The organism is Pradoshia sp. Z4_20, assembly GCF_058216035.1.
Genome location: NZ_JBZAJD010000003.1, coordinates 214,340 through 233,007 on the forward strand (window position 1 = coordinate 214,340; position 18,668 = coordinate 233,007).

The 18,668-nt window shown below is 38.3% G+C and carries 17 protein-coding genes, 1 tRNA gene and 1 riboswitch; of the genes, 5 read left to right on the top strand and 13 right to left on the bottom strand.

Annotated elements, in window-relative coordinates:
• Positions 1–23: 23 nt before the first annotated feature.
• From AC4BHP_RS11140 to queG, 5 genes are all read right to left on the bottom strand, one after another.
• Positions 24–1,919, bottom strand: coding sequence for a PrkA family serine protein kinase (locus AC4BHP_RS11140; protein WP_066102762.1), 1,896 nt, complete (start codon positions 1,917–1,919; stop codon positions 24–26).
• 829 nt (positions 1,920–2,748) lie between these two features.
• Positions 2,749–3,486 carry an oxygen-insensitive NADPH nitroreductase gene (nfsA, locus tag AC4BHP_RS11145; protein WP_066102767.1) on the bottom strand — a complete coding sequence of 246 codons (738 nt, stop codon included), beginning with the start codon at positions 3,484–3,486 and terminating at the stop codon, positions 2,749–2,751.
• 107 nt (positions 3,487–3,593) lie between these two features.
• A complete protein-coding gene (gene trmL, locus AC4BHP_RS11150) occupies positions 3,594–4,070 on the bottom strand; it encodes a tRNA (uridine(34)/cytosine(34)/5-carboxymethylaminomethyluridine(34)-2'-O)-methyltransferase TrmL (RefSeq protein WP_066102772.1) in 477 nt (158 codons plus the stop codon).
• A 72-nt stretch (positions 4,071–4,142) separates the two neighbouring features.
• Positions 4,143–5,009 carry an amidase domain-containing protein gene (locus tag AC4BHP_RS11155; protein ID WP_066102773.1) on the bottom strand — a complete coding sequence of 289 codons (867 nt, stop codon included), beginning with the start codon at positions 5,007–5,009 and terminating at the stop codon, positions 4,143–4,145.
• Between the two features lie 71 nt (positions 5,010–5,080).
• Positions 5,081–6,220 carry a tRNA epoxyqueuosine(34) reductase QueG gene (queG, locus tag AC4BHP_RS11160; protein WP_490552282.1) on the bottom strand — a complete coding sequence of 380 codons (1,140 nt, stop codon included), beginning with the start codon at positions 6,218–6,220 and terminating at the stop codon, positions 5,081–5,083.
• An 82-nt stretch (positions 6,221–6,302) separates the two neighbouring features.
• Between queG and AC4BHP_RS11165 the strand changes: the two genes are divergently transcribed.
• Entirely contained in the window at positions 6,303–6,992 is a 690-nt protein-coding gene (locus AC4BHP_RS11165; protein ID WP_140462311.1) for a B3/B4 domain-containing protein, read from the top strand.
• Between the two features lie 57 nt (positions 6,993–7,049).
• On the opposite strand, the gene AC4BHP_RS11170 is transcribed toward AC4BHP_RS11165, so the two are convergent.
• A tRNA-Gly gene (locus tag AC4BHP_RS11170) sits at positions 7,050–7,120 on the bottom strand.
• A gap of 121 nt (positions 7,121–7,241) precedes the next feature.
• A complete protein-coding gene (locus AC4BHP_RS11175; protein ID WP_077247997.1) occupies positions 7,242–8,027 on the bottom strand; it encodes a glycosyltransferase family 2 protein in 786 nt (261 codons plus the stop codon).
• A gap of 218 nt (positions 8,028–8,245) precedes the next feature.
• On the opposite strand from AC4BHP_RS11175, the gene AC4BHP_RS11180 reads away from it, so the two are divergent.
• Positions 8,246–8,509 carry a hypothetical protein gene (locus AC4BHP_RS11180; protein WP_066102780.1) on the top strand — a complete coding sequence of 88 codons (264 nt, stop codon included), beginning with the start codon at positions 8,246–8,248 and terminating at the stop codon, positions 8,507–8,509.
• A gap of 492 nt (positions 8,510–9,001) precedes the next feature.
• On the opposite strand, the gene AC4BHP_RS11185 is transcribed toward AC4BHP_RS11180, so the two are convergent.
• The 6 genes from AC4BHP_RS11185 to AC4BHP_RS11210 all read right to left on the bottom strand — a co-directional run bounded on the left by AC4BHP_RS11185 (position 9,002) and on the right by AC4BHP_RS11210 (position 15,721).
• Positions 9,002–10,582 carry a Na+/H+ antiporter NhaC family protein gene (locus tag AC4BHP_RS11185; protein WP_490552287.1) on the bottom strand — a complete coding sequence of 527 codons (1,581 nt, stop codon included), beginning with the start codon at positions 10,580–10,582 and terminating at the stop codon, positions 9,002–9,004.
• A 146-nt stretch (positions 10,583–10,728) separates the two neighbouring features.
• A riboswitch (Lysine riboswitch) is annotated at positions 10,729–10,909 on the bottom strand.
• Between the two features lie 243 nt (positions 10,910–11,152).
• Complete coding sequence (locus tag AC4BHP_RS11190; RefSeq protein ID WP_066102789.1) at positions 11,153–11,860, bottom strand: ABC transporter ATP-binding protein; 708 nt, start codon at positions 11,858–11,860, stop codon at positions 11,153–11,155.
• Positions 11,860–12,639, bottom strand: a complete 780-nt coding sequence (locus tag AC4BHP_RS11195) for an ABC transporter ATP-binding protein (protein ID WP_066102791.1) — start codon at positions 12,637–12,639, stop codon at positions 11,860–11,862. The genes AC4BHP_RS11190 and AC4BHP_RS11195 overlap by 1 nt, the downstream gene beginning before the upstream one ends.
• Positions 12,614–13,582, bottom strand: a complete 969-nt coding sequence (locus tag AC4BHP_RS11200) for a branched-chain amino acid ABC transporter permease (RefSeq protein WP_066102793.1) — start codon at positions 13,580–13,582, stop codon at positions 12,614–12,616. The genes AC4BHP_RS11195 and AC4BHP_RS11200 overlap by 26 nt, the downstream gene beginning before the upstream one ends.
• Before the next feature lie 13 nt (positions 13,583–13,595).
• The gene (locus AC4BHP_RS11205) at positions 13,596–14,474 is read right to left on the bottom strand and encodes a branched-chain amino acid ABC transporter permease (protein ID WP_066102795.1); all 879 of its coding nucleotides are present in this window, start codon (positions 14,472–14,474) and stop codon (positions 13,596–13,598) included.
• A gap of 71 nt (positions 14,475–14,545) precedes the next feature.
• Positions 14,546–15,721: an ABC transporter substrate-binding protein gene (locus AC4BHP_RS11210; RefSeq protein ID WP_490552291.1), complete on the bottom strand. Its 1,176-nt coding sequence runs from the start codon at positions 15,719–15,721 to the stop codon at positions 14,546–14,548.
• Positions 15,722–15,989: 268 nt separating this feature from the next.
• Between AC4BHP_RS11210 and AC4BHP_RS11215 the strand changes: the two genes are divergently transcribed.
• The 3 genes from AC4BHP_RS11215 (at position 15,990) to AC4BHP_RS11225 (ending at position 18,668) form a co-directional block, all read left to right on the top strand.
• Positions 15,990–16,136, top strand: a complete 147-nt coding sequence (locus AC4BHP_RS11215; protein WP_175354247.1) for a hypothetical protein — start codon at positions 15,990–15,992, stop codon at positions 16,134–16,136.
• 417 nt (positions 16,137–16,553) lie between these two features.
• Positions 16,554–17,447, top strand: a complete 894-nt coding sequence (locus AC4BHP_RS11220) for a MerR family transcriptional regulator (RefSeq protein WP_140462308.1) — start codon at positions 16,554–16,556, stop codon at positions 17,445–17,447.
• Between the two features lie 153 nt (positions 17,448–17,600).
• Entirely contained in the window at positions 17,601–18,668 is a 1,068-nt protein-coding gene (locus tag AC4BHP_RS11225) for an ABC transporter permease (RefSeq protein WP_140462307.1), read from the top strand.

The following is an 18,668-nucleotide window of genomic DNA, read 5'->3' on the forward strand; positions in this document are numbered from 1 at the left end:
AGATAGCTCTCCTTCGTCAATACTTATCTGTTCAACAAGCTGCCTACATAACGCAGAAGCTCATTTGCCGAGGTAGAATTATATCCATGTTCATCTATTAATCTGGCAACTACCTCGTTTACTTTCTTCAATTGACTTTCATCTGGAGTTTTAGAGGAGGTTGTAATTTTAACGACATCCTTCAAGTCAGCGAACAGTTTCTTCTGTATTGCTTCCCGTAAACGGTCATGAGAATTATAATCGAATCGCTTTCCTTTACGGGCATATGCAGAAATTCGAATTAAGATTTCTTCCCTAAACGCTTTCTTAGCATTCTCAGAAATTCCGATTTGCTCTTCAATAGATCGCATTAATTTTTCATCAGGATTGATTTCCTCACCTGTTAGGACATCACGAAGTTTTGACTTATTGCAGAATGCCTCCACATTATCCAAATAATTATTCATCAAGGTTTTGGCTGATTCCTCATAGGAATAAACGAATGCCTTCTGTACTTCCTTCTTCGCGATATCATCATATTCTTTTCGTGCAAGTGAGATATAATTCATATACCGTTCTTTCAACTCGGCTGTAATTGAAGCATGCTGATCCAATCCTTCTTTTAGGGAACGCAATACATCCAGTGCATTAATGGAAGGTGTTTCTTTTCTAATAATAGTTGAAGATATTCGGTTAATGACATAACGCGGATCGATGCCGCCCATCCCTTCATCCGAATGTTCCTTCTTCAATTCTTCTACATCTGCAGAATTAAAGCCTTCCACGTTTTCTCCATCATATAGCCTCATTTTCTTAACAAGATCAATATCGCCTTTTTTTGGATCTTTTAATCTGCTAAGAGTAGTAAACATGGCTGCAACCCTTAAAGTATGCGGAGCAATATGAACATTCGATACATCACTGTCATGAATCATTTTTTCATAGATTTTTTCTTCCTCGGATACTTTCAGGTTATAAGGGACTGGCATTACGATAATCCTAGAATGCAGGGCTTCATTCTTTTTATTGGAAATAAAGGAGCGATATTCCGTTTCATTCGTGTGCGCTATAATTAATTCATCGGCACTAATCAACGCAAATCGGCCAGCTTTAAAATTACCCTCCTGAGTCAAAGAAAGCAGGTGCCACAGGAATTTTTCATCACACTTCAGCATCTCCTGGAATTCCATCATCCCGCGGTTCGCTTTGTTTAATTCACCATCAAATCGATAGGCGCGCGGATCGGACTCAGACCCATACGTAGCAATCGTAGAAAAGTCGATGCTTCCAGTTAAATCTGCAATGTCCTGTGATTTCGGATCAGATGGACTAAATGTCCCTACTCCAATCCGCTTATCTTCTGAGAGGAATATCCTTTCTACCAGCATATCTTCAATACGGCCACCATATTCCTGTTCCAACCTCATCAAATTTAGAGGTGAAAGATTACCTTCAATCCTGATTCCATACTCCTCAAAGAAATCATTACGTAAATGTGCCGGTATTAAATGCAATGGATCTTCATGCATCGGGCAACCCTTTATCGCATAAATCGCTCCCCGATCCGTCCGTGAATATCGTTCTAATCCGCGTTTCAAAAGCGTTACTAAGGTCGATTTACCACCACTCACAGGCCCCATTAGTAGCAAAATACGTTTTCGCACATCTAATCGTTTAGCAGCTGGATGAAAATATTCCTCTACAAGGCGCTCAAGTGACTCCTCGAGGCCAAATAATTCATCTTTAAAAAAGCTGTATTTTTTCTTCCCATCAACAATTTCTACACCTGCATCCTTAATCATGTTGTAAACCCTGGAATGAGCTGATTGAGCTACTAAGGGTGTTTTCTTTAATAATTGCAAATAATCACCGAATGTCCCTTCCCACTTCAGCTTTTCCTCTTCTTCTCTAAATTGTTCTATTTTTTTAATGATATCCATTCAGTATTAATCCTCCCCTAGCTGTGATTCAGCTGCTACTAATACTGTATGCACGTATATAGGCAAACATGTGTAAGCCCCTTAAGAATCCATAATGAATTACCATTTTATAATTTTCTAAAATATTCTTAGTGGAGAAAAAATTAACTTATATGGTATACTTTTTCCAAAGCATTCATACAAGGAGGATCATCCAATGAAACTTGCCATTATTATTGCCGTATCCCTAGCATTCCTCGCAGCCATCTTCACCGGCGGCTACAATGATAAAACTAACTAAAAAGCTGAAGGGCCTTGATCAGCCGCGACAAGCATAAGATGAGGTGCGTAGGGAGAGCGCTTTTATCTCCCGTAGCAGCCACACTTATGTCTCGAGCGGCTAGGCCCTGAAGCTAGATTAACTAAAAAGCTGAGACGACTGGTCAGGCCTGACAAGCATAAGGATAGGCACGTAGGGAGGCGGTTTTCCCTCCCGCAGTGGCTATCCTTATGACTCGAGGGACTAGGAGTTGAAGCTAGATTAACTAAAAAGCTAAGACGGCTATATTAAGGAACGAAGACTAAATACGCCACGTCCTGTGGCAACGTCTTCATGACCTACATCGTGTAGGCCCGCGAGGAGCATAAGACAGGGGCTCGGAAGGAGGTGTTCTTCCTCCTGCAGAGACCATGCTTATGTCCTGAGCTTCTAGCCGTCGAAGCTAGATTAACTAAAAAGCTGAAACGACTGCATTAAGGAACAAAGACTAAACTAATCACGTCCCATAGCAACAAAACACAAAATACCCTTCACTTTGAGATAAAAGTGAGGGGTATTTTGTGTTTTTATTTATTTGAGCGCAAAGTGTTTAGATTTAACAAAATCCATCATAAATTCACGTTGTTTACTAGTTAACATACCAACGACTTGCTCTGTCCATCTATCTTTTCTCAATCCGTTTGTACGCTCATTATAGTAAGCAGAGATAATTTCGTTGTATTCTTCGAGTTCTGCTTGCTTGTCCTCGTATTCATTCTCATGAAAGACTGCTTTCAGCGGTAAGCGCGGTTTAAGATCAGATTCATGATCTGGATAGCCAATAGCCATTCCAAAGAGTGGAATAACACGATCAGGCAATTTTAAAAGCTCAGATACCTTTTCGATATTGTTCCGTATACCACCGATGTAACAAATACCAAGATCCATAGACTCAGCTGCAATAGCAGCATTTTGTGCAGCCAAGGCTGTATCAATTAACGCAATCATGAATGTTTCCATGCTTTCCAGATTGTGATCCATATTCATACCTTCCATATCAGCAGCCAACTTATGGCGATGATAATCGGCGCAAAACATTAGAAAATATCCATTGTGTTCAACATACGATTGTCCACCTGCCAGCTCCGCTAATTGTGTCTTCTTACTTTGATCACTGACCCCAATGATTGAATAAGCTTGAACAAAACTCGATGTGGATGCAGACTGGGCTGCACTTATAATTGTTTCAACCTGCTCCCTTGAGAGAGATTTTTCTTTAAATTTACGAATCGATCGGTGATTATTTAATAGGTTAATCGTTTCATTCACTGGACTCAGCTCCTTTATAACGTAGTACAAATATAACAAATTATAGAAGTGTTATCTAAAATTTTGTTTAACTCTTTATAAAACAAAAACTTCTCTAGAAAGAGAAGTTATGTCAAATGAATATAATTTTGTTGGCGTAAAGCTTCATAGATAACAATTGCTGCTGTATTCGATAAATTAAGCGAACGAACATGAGTATCATTCATAGGTAAACGCAATCCTCTTTCAGGATGTTCCTCTAATAAATGCTTTGGCAGACCTGTCGTTTCTCGGCCGAAGATAAAGTAGTAATCTTTATTGGTATCTTCATATGAGATATCACTATGATAATTCTTCGCGAATTTTGTGATATAAAAGAACTCCCCACCACTGTTCTTTTCAAAAAAATCTTCAATTGAATCATAATAAATAATAGTTACATGCTCCCAATAATCAAGGCCGGCACGCTTTAAAGCTTTATCGTCAGTGGAAAAGCCCAAAGGACGGATTAAATGCAGGGTTGTATCTGTAGCTGCACATGTACGGGCAATATTCCCCGTATTTGCCGGGATTAATGGTTGGTATAAAACAATATGTAAAGACACTTTTCCTCACCTCTGGTTAGTATAAGCAGCCTTCATTATAACACTATTTCTCTTTTTCCAAAAATGGAAGACCTAATTCGTTATTATATGAAAATATTTATATTGGATATTAGGCGTATAGGCAGTAGAATCTTCATAATTCCAGTATCTCATACGGCTGTTCGTTGTATGAGCATTCACCAAAGGGTAGCCATATTCATCCTTTCCGGTCACAATCGTATTATGATTAAACCTGCCATCCCCTTCAAAATCATAACAAATAATATCTCCAATCATTAATTGGGAAGGATTCTTTACTTCCTTCGTCCAAGAAGCTGCCTTTAACATGAGCATAAAAGCATGTGCCACTGTCCAACTAAAGCTCCAATTGCTTTTTCCTTCTATCCACCACCCCTTTGAACGATTAGGTTTACCCCACATCGGTATACCACCGGCATATAAACATTGAGATATAAAATTCGTACAATCATCGGTGAATTGTGGATAGGTGGGATTAAAGGAATTCCACCATCTCTCGGCGTATTGAACCGCCTTTAACCGATTATAGGCAATCTTGGCACGCGAGGAAGTAAGATCTAAACTCCTCAGGAGGTCTTGTTCCATTATTTGAGGCTTAACATTTAATTTCTGATCTATCAAGAGTTTAGTTTCTTTAAAGGAAGCTTTACGAAGCTCCACATGTTCTTCCATGTAAAATTGTGTCCCTTGCTTCATTACAAGCTTCCAATGAGTCTCATATATAGCATCGACGACATCTTCCCGCTCCTTGATTTTTTTCACATGCCCTTTTGCCATGACCTTCACTATTTCTCCATTGCGTTTACGCATGCCTTCCTGCTTCTTCAATAAGGTTTCCATATTATCTGTCTTATTTGAGGATGTATTCTCTTTGAGTTTTTGTATCCTCTCCTCGACCAGTTTTTGCAGTTTCTCTTTCATCCATTCATCCACTCCTTCTCTAAAAAGTATGATGAATGACTAAAATACATACAAAAAACCGGAGTAAAAAGCTACTCCGGTAACATAAGACGTTCTAAGGCATTATTTATTTCAGCCACTACCATCTGTTCGGTCTCTTCTTTTAAACAATCCTTTAATACAGCCATTGCTTCCTCGGTACCTATTTTTCCAAGCGCCCATGCTGCTGTACCTCTGATAACAGGCCTAGGATCCTTTTGCAGCAATTCTTTAATTGAAGCAACACTTTCTGAATCCTTAAAATGTGCCAATGCGATAATCGCATTTCTTTGAATGGGCATCTTCCCACGCCAAGAACCTGAAACACTGCCAAACTTCTCTTTAAACTGGCTGTTGCTCAAGCTTAAAAGGGAGACCAGCTGAGGTTTTGCCAACTCAGGATCAGACTCACATTCAGGGTGATTATGAAAATCTATACGGCGATTATAAGGACATGATGTCTGACAGGAATCACATCCATATACTCTGTTACCCATTTTATCTCTGAATTCATAAGGAATCATATCCTTCGTTTGAGTCAGAAAGGATATACATCTCTTTGCATTAATCTGTCCTCCTTGAACCAACGCACCGGTTGGACAGGCATCCAAACATTTTGTACATGTTCCGCACAAATCCTCCATTGGAGTATCCGGAGGAAATGGAATGCTTGTAATCATTTCGCCAAGGTACATATATGAACCAAATTCTTCGTTTAAAATCGAACAATTTTTGCCGCTCCAGCCTATACCAGCCCGCTCTGCTACGGCCCGATCAACCAGCTCACCTGTATCTACCATAGAGGATAAATAGGAATTCGGCATGCGCTCTAAAATAAAAGCTTCAAGCTTCTTCAGGCGATCTTTCACCACATAGTGATAATCTTGCCCCCAAGAAGAGCGGCTAAAAATGCCACGTCTATCCCCCACTTTACTTTTAGGTGCATCTTTGAGTTTAGATGGATAAGCTACAGCAATAGCTATAATAGATTGTGCTTCTGGCATTAGCCTTCTTGGATTAGTCCTCTTATCTAAATCTGGCTCTTCAAAACCCGATGCAAAATTGAGGTTCTGTTGATCAATCAGTCGTTTCTTTAAAACCTGGAAAGGATCAGCTGATGTAAATCCAATTTGATCAATCCCTATTGTCTTGCTATATTCGATAAGCTCATCTTTGAGTATTTGAAAATCCATCTTAGCCTCTCCTTTCTCTGGAAAATGAATAACTTTTATATGTATGGTAAACTATATCCAATCATTTTGGAGGTGTAAATTTATGCAAATTCATGTAGATCGCCAGCTATTCGCAAAGGCCGGCGATGTAAAAATCGGTATTATCCGCTATCAAGGAATTGTTGCTGATGCCATTCCCCCGATGCTAGTAGGACGCCTTCAGCTCTATATTGAACATTTACATACTGAACTAGAGAGTAAATCCTTGAATGCATACGAAGGGATTGTATCATGGAGGAAAGTATTTAAACAAACTGGAAGTGATCCATCTCGTTACCGTCCCTCAGTAGAATCCTTACTTAGACGCGTCAAAAAAGAAGCATACACGCCGTCAGGCAACTCAGCGATTGCTCTCAATAATTTTTTCTCCCTGCAATATACTTGTCCATTAGGAATATATGATTTATCAGCTGTGAAAGGTGATGTAGAATTTCGAATTGGTGTTGCTGAGGATACCTATGAGGGATTAAATGGCCGTGTAAATAAATCGGAGGGTATTATAGGTTCTTTTGATCAAATAGGCCCTTTTGGTAGCCCGTATGTTGATTCTGTACGCACAAGTGTGGATGACCATACTTCAGATGCACTGCATATCATTTATTTTTATCCCGAAATCACCATTGAACAAGCACAGCAAATGATGGGCGCGATATCCAAGATGTTCATTCAAGTCCATGGAGGGGAATCTGCCATCCATCTACTGAGCCAAGAATGCAATACTATCAAAATATAAAAAACGCAATGCTTCGTACTCCTAAGTTACGAAACACTGCGTTGTTAACAATTCAAGAGCGGGTGAAGGGAATCGAACCCTCATCATCAGCTTGGAAGGCTGAGGTTTTACCACTAAACTACACCCGCAAAGAAGATAAATATTATACTAGCAGAAAGTTCACCTGATTTCAACCTTTTTTCGACAAAAATCGCATTTTTTTATTTACTTAAAAAGTGACGCCCTTATTTAGTAGGCGTCACTTTTCCCTTATTCTTTTAAGCTTCGATTTCTTTTCGCCTCGTGTTTTGCATAATTTACAAAACAGAAAGCAGATTCAAAAACACCTAATTTCTCTACTTGGCGATATAACGACCAGATTCTTGATGCCGTTTGGTAATTGTTTTTTTCCAAAACATCATTGCTTTTTCTAAGATAAACATAGACATTTTTTAGTCTCTTCGCTTTAAATCCTCTTTTCAATATAGAAAGCCAAAGGGCGAAGTCTTCAGGAATATCTCGGTTATGTACTAATTGAATTTTCCCAACCTTATATTTATCAATCATGACAGTCGAGCAGCCAATAGCTGTTGTATCTCTTAACAAATCTTGATATGTAAGATGAACCGGCATCTCAATAACAGGTTCATATGCTTGGTTCTCCTCATCAATAAACTGATAATCAGTGTAACTAAATGCCAAGTTATGCGCTTCCATGAATTCAAGCTGCTTTTCCAATTTATTCGGTGCCCATAAATCTTTGCTGTTTAGAAAGGCAATATAATGTCCTTTGGCTGCCTGAATAGCCATGTTTCTGGCTTTGCCCGGACCGACATTTTCCTGCAGGGTAATTAATTTAATTCTGGAATCATCCATTAGATACTCTTTTATCATATCCTTGCTATTGTCAGTCGAAGCATCATCAACAATAATTAATTCCCAGTTTTCATAGGTTTGTTTTTTAACTGATTCTATGGTTTGACGAATAAAAACCTTTGAATTATAGCTTGGCATGATAATAGATACCAATGACCTAAATGGAATACTGCTTCTCACGATTCCTCACCCTCCTGATAAAATTTATCCTAAAAGTTATAAAACTCTCCGAATAGTAAATTATTATATAAATATAATAATATTTATCCGTTTTATTCATGTATTAAACACTTCAGATGGGTTTTTCAGACTCTATCCAGACTTTATACATGTCCTATTTACTGAAATAACCAACATGGATTATAATGGAAATACAAGGTGCTTAAGGGTGTGTTTAAATGAAAACTATTATTCAATCATTGGTTGTTTCATTTGTGATTCATATAATCTATATTGGTGGATCCCTAATCGTAGGCTATATAACTATAAAGACTTATAAACCCGATATTAAAGATGAATGGGAAAATGTAAAAATGCTACAAAGTGAAGTGGCTTTTGGAACAGTTGGTTCTCCTTTGTTTTTTCTAATTACCTTCATCGCCGTTGCCTTGATATGCGGAATAATCATTACTACTATTAGGAAATTTGTGCGGATAAAATAAATCAATTCTTTACATGATAGTGAAAGGGGGAAACCCACAATTATCATGGGAGCTTTTTCAATTTTTTATCTTAGCTAATTTTTTACAAAGAAGAGAGTATAGAAATGAACCTTATTAAATATTTAGGTATACAATGTCTACTAATTGGCATGATTATCCTGACTAATTTTTATTTAGACAGTTATATTAGTAAGCCATTTACTTACACGGATTTACTAGCAATAATAATTGGAATTTCTATACTAATCCTTACTTTACATCTTTCTGATAAGTTAAAAAAACGTCTGAAATCTATTTCTTTATTTTATAAAATATCCCTTTCCATATTAGCCATTTTTATTGCAATTATTTATATAGGTCTTATAACAGGAGAAATACAATTTTAACCCTTTTCAACAAAAATTTAAGTAGAGCATTTTATGGTTCAAACATCACATTATTAGTTAAAGAGACAAAAAGAAAAGGATGGCCGGTATCCAGCCATCCTATCTATTAATGAATAATACTGTTTTCTAATTGCTCCTGCTTTTTGGGCTTAGATACCCATACAAAAGATGCCAGCAAGATAACGACCGTGATCAATCCCATCGGCGTACTTCCTGTAAATCCAAGGACAATATACCCTACCATAGCTATACCCGCACTGATTAAAGCATATGGGATTTGCGTCATCACGTGATCAATATGATTCGCACAGGCACCAGTAGAAGAAAGAATGGTTGTATCAGAAATCGGTGAGCAATGGTCACCAAATACCGCACCAGCCAATACAGCCGCCATTGCCGGCAATATCATCGAAATATCTGTTGCTGCCGTGATTTCTCCTGCAATCGGGAGCAGTATACCAAATGATCCCCATGAGGTACCCGTAGCAAATGTCATCAATCCGGCTATTAAAAATAAAAGTAATGGCAGAAAGGATACATTTAAGTTTAAATCCTGTACAAGTCCAGCCAAATACTGGCCCGTTCCAAGCCTGCCGATTAAATCAACGATTGTCCAGGCAAATAATAAAATATAAACCGCTGGCAGCATGGAGCCGATTCCGTGTTTTACTCCTACTGTGAAAACCTTTAAAGAAATTCCATGCAAAATAAAAACTTGTCGTAAAAACATAATAAACGTTACAATAATTCCGATTGTACCACCCAGAACCAATGATTTAGTGACATTAGTATTTTCAAAAATGGTGAGAAGTGTTGCATGTCCAGAAACTGCCTGATAACCTGTCCAAAGCATCGCAGCCACTGTACCTACAATAAGAGTTACAATGGGGATTACCAAATCTCCAACCCTTCCAGTTGTACTTCTCGGTAAATCTTCTTTTAATTCACCTGGAACTGTCTTGGATGGATTATAAAGAATACCTTCTTTTACCGCTCTATCCTCATGTACTTTCATCGAACCAATATTCCAATTTCGATAGATCACAATGAACACCATTGCCAACGCCGCAATCGCATAAAAATTCATTGGAATCATTTGAATGAACGCTGATAAGGAACTGTATTCTGTCACCCCATGAGTGATGAAAATTCCTCCAATCAGTGCAATAATATAAGCCCCCCAACTGGATACTGGCATGATTACACAGATGGGAGCTGAGGTAGAATCAATCAAATAGGCAAGCTTCGCTCTCGGTATTTGATGTCTATCTGTAATCGGACGTGATACTTGACCAACCGCCAGAGCATTAAAATAATCATCAATAAAGATGAGTATTCCAAGCAAGGCAGCTACCAGCTGAGCCCCAACTCTTGTTTTAACATGCTTCATCGCCCATTCACCAAAAGCACGGCTCCCACCGGAAATTGAAATGAAAGCCGTAATGATGCCAAGGATGAGCAAAAATAAAATAATATATATATTGGATACATTGAGTGATCCATCTGATATAAAGATTCCTTTTACTGCTTCCCATATAAGGACACATGTCTCACCAATATTAAAATCAGCAAGCATTAAAGCTGATGCTACAATCCCCACACCAAGTGAAAGCAAAACCTTCCTTGTTATAGCCACCATTAGAATTGCCAATAGTGGGGGAATAAGCGTATAAACTGTCGACTCCATTCCTTTTTTCCTCCTCCAAATAAATAAGGGGAACTCGTCGTGAGTGCTGACCCTTGCGCTCTTACCTTTTATGCAAAAGAAAATAAAGAAGGGCTGCAATAGAGAAATATCTACCGCAGCCCTGTATCAGCTTTTCTTTCTCCATCACGACCTGTAGCTCCTCATTATAAGAACCTCTTATAATGACAGTGTTGCTTTTATTTAAAACAACCCCAGCAAATTCATTTCTGACTAATCAACTTGCTTCGGCAGTTTCCCCTTTCGGCTATGCTCTCTGTTGTCATCCTCACATAGCTTACTCTTGAATCCTGCGCCTCTACCCCATCGGAATGATAAGGTACTATCTAATTGTTATTCTAATATAACAGATTACATTCCTGTTCACAATGTGGAATAGATGTGTATTTTTTTACAATTATCTGATTAATTATTAGGATGAAGCCTGACTCAATTGCTTAACGAGTAACCCGATCGATAACATGTTAGGCTAATTAATCCAATCCTCTCGTTCCTGTAACCCACACAAAACTAAAACTCCCCTGTAAAAGTTTACAGAGGAGTGATTCACCTTTAATGTCCGCCAAGATAGGCCATCTTTACTTTTTCACTTGAGGTTAACTCATCTGCCGAACCCGAGAGGACGATTTTGCCGGTCTCCACTACATAGGCACGGTTGGCAATCGATAGTGCCAAATTAGCATTTTGTTCAACTAAAAGAATAGTTGTTCCCGCATTATTTATTTCTTCAATTATGCGGAAAATTGTTTTAACCAGTAGTGGAGCCAATCCCATGGAAGGTTCATCGAGTAAAAGCAATTTGGGCTTAGCCATTAATGCCCTTCCCATTGCGAGCATTTGTTGTTCTCCACCTGACAATGTTCCTGCCGGCTGTTTAAGACGTTCGTTCATCCTTGGAAAAAGATCAAATACCTTCTCCATATCCTCTTTAATCCCAGCTCGATCCCTACGTAAATAAGCACCAAGCTGTAAATTTTCTTCCACTGTCATATTGGCAAAAACCCGCCGTCCTTCTGGTACATGTGAGATTCCCTGCTTTACAATCACTTGAGCTGCTTTTCCACCTATGGATTTACCCTGATACATGATTTGACCCTGCTTCGGTTTAAGTAAACCTGAAACAGTTTTAAGTAGTGTACTTTTTCCAGCCCCATTTGCACCGATTAAGGTAACAATTTCCCCTTCGTCAATATGAAAAGAGACACCTTTTAATGCCTGAATATTTCCATAGTAAACGTTAATATCTTCAACCTTCAGCATCAGGAAACCTCCTCGCCAAGATAAGCCTCTATAACCTTAGGATTATTGCGGACTTCATCCGGTGTACCGTGTGCGATTAATTGTCCATGATCAAGTACATAAATACGTTCACATACCCCCATCACAAGCTGCATATCATGCTCAATCAAAAGTACAGTTAAATCAAATTTTTCACGTATTAAGCTGATTAACTCCATCAGCTGACTTGTTTCCTTCGGATTCATACCCGCTGCCGGTTCATCCAGCAGCAGTAACCGCGGACCCGTTGCTAGGGCTCTGGCTATTTCAAGTCTGCGTTGCATTCCATATGGAAGATTCTTGGCCTTTTCATCACGATAAGAATCCAGATTAAATATTTTCAGGAAATCTACAGCCTTTTGGTCCATTTCCAATTCTCCCGAAAAATGATTAGGCATTCGTATAATTGAACTGAGCATAGAATGTTTAGCCTGTGAATGATAAGCAACTTTGACATTATCTATGACAGATAAATCTCCAAACAAGCGAATATTTTGGAATGTCCTGCTAATTCCCTTTCTTGTAATTTTATAAGGCGGTAATTTGTTAAGCTTATCGTCGTTTAAATGAATGGTTCCTTCTGATGGTACGTACACACCAGTTAAAAGGTTGAAAAAGGTGGTTTTCCCTGCTCCATTCGGTCCTATTAAGCCGCACAGTTCACCGGGATACAGCTCCATAGATACATCTGCTACAGCCTTTAACCCTCCGAAATGAATTCCAATTTGGTCAACCTTAAGCAGTGGTTTGGTGGTTTGCATCCTTCATGCCTCCTTTTGTCTTCCTTTTGAAAAATGAGGTAATTTCTTTTGTACCCATCAATCCCTGCGGTCTGTACAGCATTGTCACAATTAGGATAATACTGTAAAGAATCATCCGCGTATCAGAATAATCTGATAGGAAGGAAGAAATTAATGTAAGGAGAATTGCTGCAATCACAGAACCTGACATACTGCCCAATCCCCCAAGCACGACGAATATTAAAATATCAAACGACCGAAGGAAACCAAAGGTTGACGGATTAATAATATAAAAGTTATGAGCATATAACCCACCGGCAATCCCAGCAAAAAAGGCACCAATGACAAAGGCAGCCACCTTATAATAGGTTGTGTTAATACCCATGGAATCAGCTGCTGTTTCATCTTCCCTCACAGATATACAAGCACGACCGTGAGTAGAATTAGTGAAATTCCGAATGACGATAATGGTCACTAGTAAGCAGGCAAAAACCCAAGGCCAGGTTGTCATTTGCGTGACCATCATCCCTCTTGCCCCACCAACGGAGTCCATATTAAGAAAAACAATACGAACTATTTCTCCAAACCCAAGAGTGGCAATCGCCAAATAATCTCCCTTTAAACGCAAGCTCGGGATCCCGATAAGCATGCCTACCAAGGCCGCTGCAATCCCTCCCATTAATAAGGCAGATAAGAATGAGACCTCTAGCATCATAGACATGACAGCAGAAGCATATGCCCCAATTGCCAGAAAGCCAGCATGTCCAATCGAGAACTGGCCCGTAATTCCAATAATTAGATGCAAACTAACTGCCAGAATAATATTAATTCCAATTGTCACAATAAGATTAGTATTAAAAGCATTTAAATATCCGCCTGAAATAAGAACCTGTACCACGATAAACAAGACGAATGAGAGTAAAATAGAGAGCCAAAAACCTTTAACCTTCTTAAGAATTGCCATCGCCATGTCTCCCTTACACTTTTTCTCTTCTGTTTTTTCCGAACAAGCCCTGCGGCATAAAAATTAATATCAAGATGAGGACAACAAATGCAGCTGCATCCCTCCATAAGGATAAACCGGAGGCACTTACCAACCCCTCTACTACACCAAGCAACAGACCGCCTACCATGGCACCTGGAATAATGCCAATCCCTCCAAGGACCGCGGCGACGAAAGCCTTAAGTCCCGGCATTACTCCCATTAATGGCTCTATTTTTGTATAGTAGGTCCCAAATATAACACCCGCTGCTCCCGCAAGTGCTGATCCGATTGCGAACGTAGCAGAAATTGTATTGTTTACGCTGATTCCCATTAATTTAGCAGCATCTGCATCAAATGAAACTGCACGCATCGCCCGGCCAATTTTAGTTTTATGAACAACAAATTGCAGAACGATCATCAAGAAGAGTGAAACACCCAAAATCATCAGCGATTGACTTTTTATCGTAACACCAAAGATATCTATTGAATCTGCTGGCAGAACATTATTTGGATATGCTTCAGGCTGCGCTCCCCTGATTTGGATCATCCCGTTTTCGATTAATAAGGAAACCCCAATGGCCGTAATGAGTGCCGCAATACGAGTCGCATTACGCAGAGGCTTGTACGCAATCCGTTCAATCAAAACTCCAAAGATAGCACAGGCAACCATGGCAAGAAGCAGTGCGGGAAAAAAAGATAATTCCATAAACGTAATCGCATAAAAGCCGATGAAGGCTCCAACCATAAATACATCGCCATGTGCAAAATTAATCAATTTTACAATTCCATACACCATCGTATAACCGAGCGCTATTAACGCGTAAATACTGCCAAGTGATATCCCATTTACAAGTTGCTGAATAAATTCCATAACCTAAGACTCCCCTCGGTCATTATTTCAAAAATAGGAAGCTTTTTAACAAAGCTTCCTATTCCTCATTCTTATGGATTTACCTTTGTTTCAAAAACTTGCTTACCATTTTCATATTTTAAAATGGCCGCAGATTTAACCGGATTATGATTTTTATCCATCGTTAAATTCCCCGATACAAGCTGTAAATCTTTTGTTTCAGCAAGTGCATCTTTAATTTTTTCCGGTGTTGCGTCATCTCCTGCGCGTTTTATCGAATCTGCAATGAAGTAGGCTGTGTCATAACCAAGTGCTGCAAAGGCGTCCGGTGATTTATCTTTATATTTCTTTTTAAATGCCGATACAAAATCCTGGATTTTTTTGTCCGGATCTCCAGCAGAATAATGGTTCGTGATAAAGGTATTATTCAGTGCTTCCTTACCGGCAATTTCTAGTAACTTAGGAGAATCCCAACCGTCTCCTCCCATAACTGGAACTTCAATTCCTGACTCACGTGCTTGTTTTAAAATTAATCCAACTTCTTCATAGAATGCTGGAACAAAAACAAAGTCCGGATTTGCTTTTTTGATTCTTGTCAATGTTGATTGGAAATCGGTATCTTTTTGCAGGAATGCTTCTTCTGCTACAATTTGACCGCCTGCTTTTGTAAATGCATCTTTAAATGCTGCAGCTAGCCCCTTGGAATAGTCACTGGAGCTATCAATATAGATAGCAGCTGTTTTTGCATCTAATTCCTGCTGAGCAAAATTCGCTGCAACTGTTCCCTGGAACGGATCAATGAAACACGTTCTAAAAACATATTCATTAACCTTGCCATCCTTCGAAGTAATCGTTTCGTTCGTCCCTGTAGGTGTAATTAATGGAACTTTGTTATCATTGGCAACCTGGACCTGCGCCAATGTATTTGTACTTGTCGCCGCACCAATCATGACATCCACCTTATCCTGGCTGGCAAGCTTGATTGCTCCGGTCGTTGCTTCTGCTGCATCTGACTTGTTATCATATTTTACTATTTTCAGTTTTTTGCCACCGACACCTTCTTTGTTTATTTCTTCAAGTGCCAGATCCATCCCTTCCACAATGGATTGACCATAGGATGCCCCACCGCCAGTTAACTCAAGGTTGGCTCCAATTTTAATCGTATCTCCTTTTTCTCCGCCGCCTGATTTCTCTCCACCGCAGCCGGCCAAAACACCCATACCTAATGATAATGAAAGAATAATACCAGCTAGTTTCTTCTTTTTCATTACACATGCCCCCTATTTTTCTTATAGATAAAGATATGAAACGGTGATTTGATTGAAAGATTAAAATATTCTGAATATAGTTTAACCCCTACTGGAAAATATGTACATATATTTTTTTATTTTAAAATCTGCTAACTGTTATCCTATAAATTCACTTAAATCTATAGGGATAATCAGTAAAATATTAAATACGCTAGCTGGATAAAGATGTTTTCAGCTCAAGAATACAGGAATGAAAAATATAACCAACACGTTAGGAGGCGACAATATGACAGACAAAAATAACACTGAAGGATTACGAGAACTCGAAAGAAAAGTTCAAAACAGTCAGAAGAAGCCAGAAAACGCAATTGATAAAGGCCGTAAACCGGATCAACAAAATCGCCTAAAGAACCAAGAAACTAGACTGCCTTAAATTATATTAAAACTGAAGAAACCCAGTCTCTTGACTGGGTTCTCTTTTATGTATGAAATGCCTACTTTTTTTAATATTCCTTAAAATCATCCACAAATCATAATTTTCTTTTTAGAGTGCATATATTATTGGTAGTTCATCTCTTAAAAAAATGTTCAGGGATTATGTTATAAAGGAATGGCTGAACTATCTTTGTATGTTTTCTATTAATTTCAACACTACCTCTATTATAATATTGAATTACCTCAATCCATAACTCTTCCATTTAAAAAAACTACCCCACTAAAGTAACTCTTTTTTCCTAAACCTAACAAAATCCAAAACTAAATAGTAACCCAGGAATTGCATTCTTTTATAAACTTAATATACAGTTAAAATATAGAGAATTTATAGTACTTGTAAAAGAAAGGTTATTTTATGTATAAGATTAATGCTGTTTCTAAATTATTAGATATGCCAACTGTTACTATTCGATCATGGGAAACCCGTTATCATGCTATTACTCCGAAACGTACTGAATCGGGTCATAGAGTATATACAGAAGAAAATGTAAATGATTTAAAATGGCTCAAAAAACAGGTTCAGGATCATAAGATGAGCGTCAGCCAGGCAGTTCAGCTTCTGAAAATCCACAAAGGTGAAATTGAAAAGGAGCAATTAATCGACAACACGATTAATCATTCATTTGAAGCGCAAATTAATGAATTATTTGAAGCAACGCTACATTTTGATTCCGAGAGATGCAATCAGCTCTTTGATTTATATTTTTCTCAATTTCATTATAAAACGGTCTTTTATTCAATTGTCGTCCCACTTATGTATAAAGTTGGAGATGCTTGGGAAAAGGGAGAGTTGTCTGTTATTAAGGAGCATATGATCAGTAATATTGTGCTTCAGCGTGCCATTAATTTTTTTACGATTTTCCATTCATCCCCCATTCTACCCAAAGTGATTGCCATTTGTCCGGAAGGAGAGCATCATCAACTTGGATTAATCCTCTTTACTCTCTTTTTAAAAGAGCAGCATTATCCAGTCTATTATATAGGCGCCGATACACCACTTGATGGGTTGGATGAGTTGATTAAGGAAAAAGATATTGAGATAGTGGCCATTTCTATCTCCAGTGATGAACACGAACTGAAGGCCCAAAAATATATAGATATTCTTTATAAGCAAAATCCAAAGTTAAAATTCATCATCGGCGGTTTAGGAATTAAAGAAAGCAAAAAACAAGAACCTCGCTGGGATGTATCTCCGTTTGACAAAGACTGGCTGAACATCATGAGTCAGATTAATGATTATAAAAATTAAATACTTACTTCATGCCCCAATTCCTGTTGGGGCATTTTTCTTTTCATAATTAAATTTACCTCAAATTCAATTATTTGCTATTATTATATTTTTCTTATACATTATCTATATATTAATTATATTCTAAATACAAATAATGTGAGGATGGGGTACATGTTTTTAGCCTGGAATGAAATAAAGAATAATAAACTTCGCTTTTTATTAATTGTCGGTGTTTTAACACTCGTTTCCTACCTAGTATTCTTTTTATCCGGATTAGCTAATGGGCTTGAAAACCTAAATAAAGAAGCCGTTGATAAATGGGAGGCAGATGGAGTCATACTGACGGATGAATCAGATATAAATCTCCCGCAATCAACTTTGGCAATCGGCGATTTTGAGGGGGACGGTACAGATGAATACGCCATTTTGTCTCAAGTAAACTCCATCGCAAAAACAGATGATATAAAAACAAATGTCTCACTTTTCGGTATCAATGAAGATGAATTTATTATGCCTGATGTAAGTGAAGGGAAGGCTTTTAGTAAAATGGGTGATGTAATAGCCGATGATTCTCTCAAAGATGAAGGGTTTAAAATTGGCGATGAATTGAGCCTTTCTTCTACGGACATCACTCTTACGATTACCGGATTCACTGAGGATGCAAAATTTAATGCTGCACCAGTATTGTATGGATCACTGGAAACGATACAGGAAGTTCGTTTTGGTGATGCAGCAGAGCAAAAAGATGATCAAATTAATGGTTATGTCATTCGTACAGATAACTTAGAAAGCGTCGCTGTCGACGATTCACTTAGTGTGGTTTCAACACAAACATTTATTGAAAACATGCCCGGATATTCCGAACAAAACTTGACATTAACCTTTATGATCTATTTTCTATTTATCATATCTGCCGTCATCCTGGCGATATTCCTTTATGTATTAACCATTCAAAAAATCAGTATTTTCGGAGTTATGAAAGCACAGGGAATTTCCAACAGCTATTTGTCCAAATCAGTGATTGCCCAAACATTTATCCTATCCTTAGCAGGAGTTATTGTTGGTTTCACCCTAACTCTTATAACCGGATATTTCTTACCAGCAGCTGTTCCTGTTGCCTTTAACTATATGGATATGCTGATATACGCTGCTGTCCTGGTTATTGTATCTATACTTGGAGCGCTATTCTCTGTACAGACTATTGTCAAAATCGATCCTTTAGACGCGATAGGAGGTTAA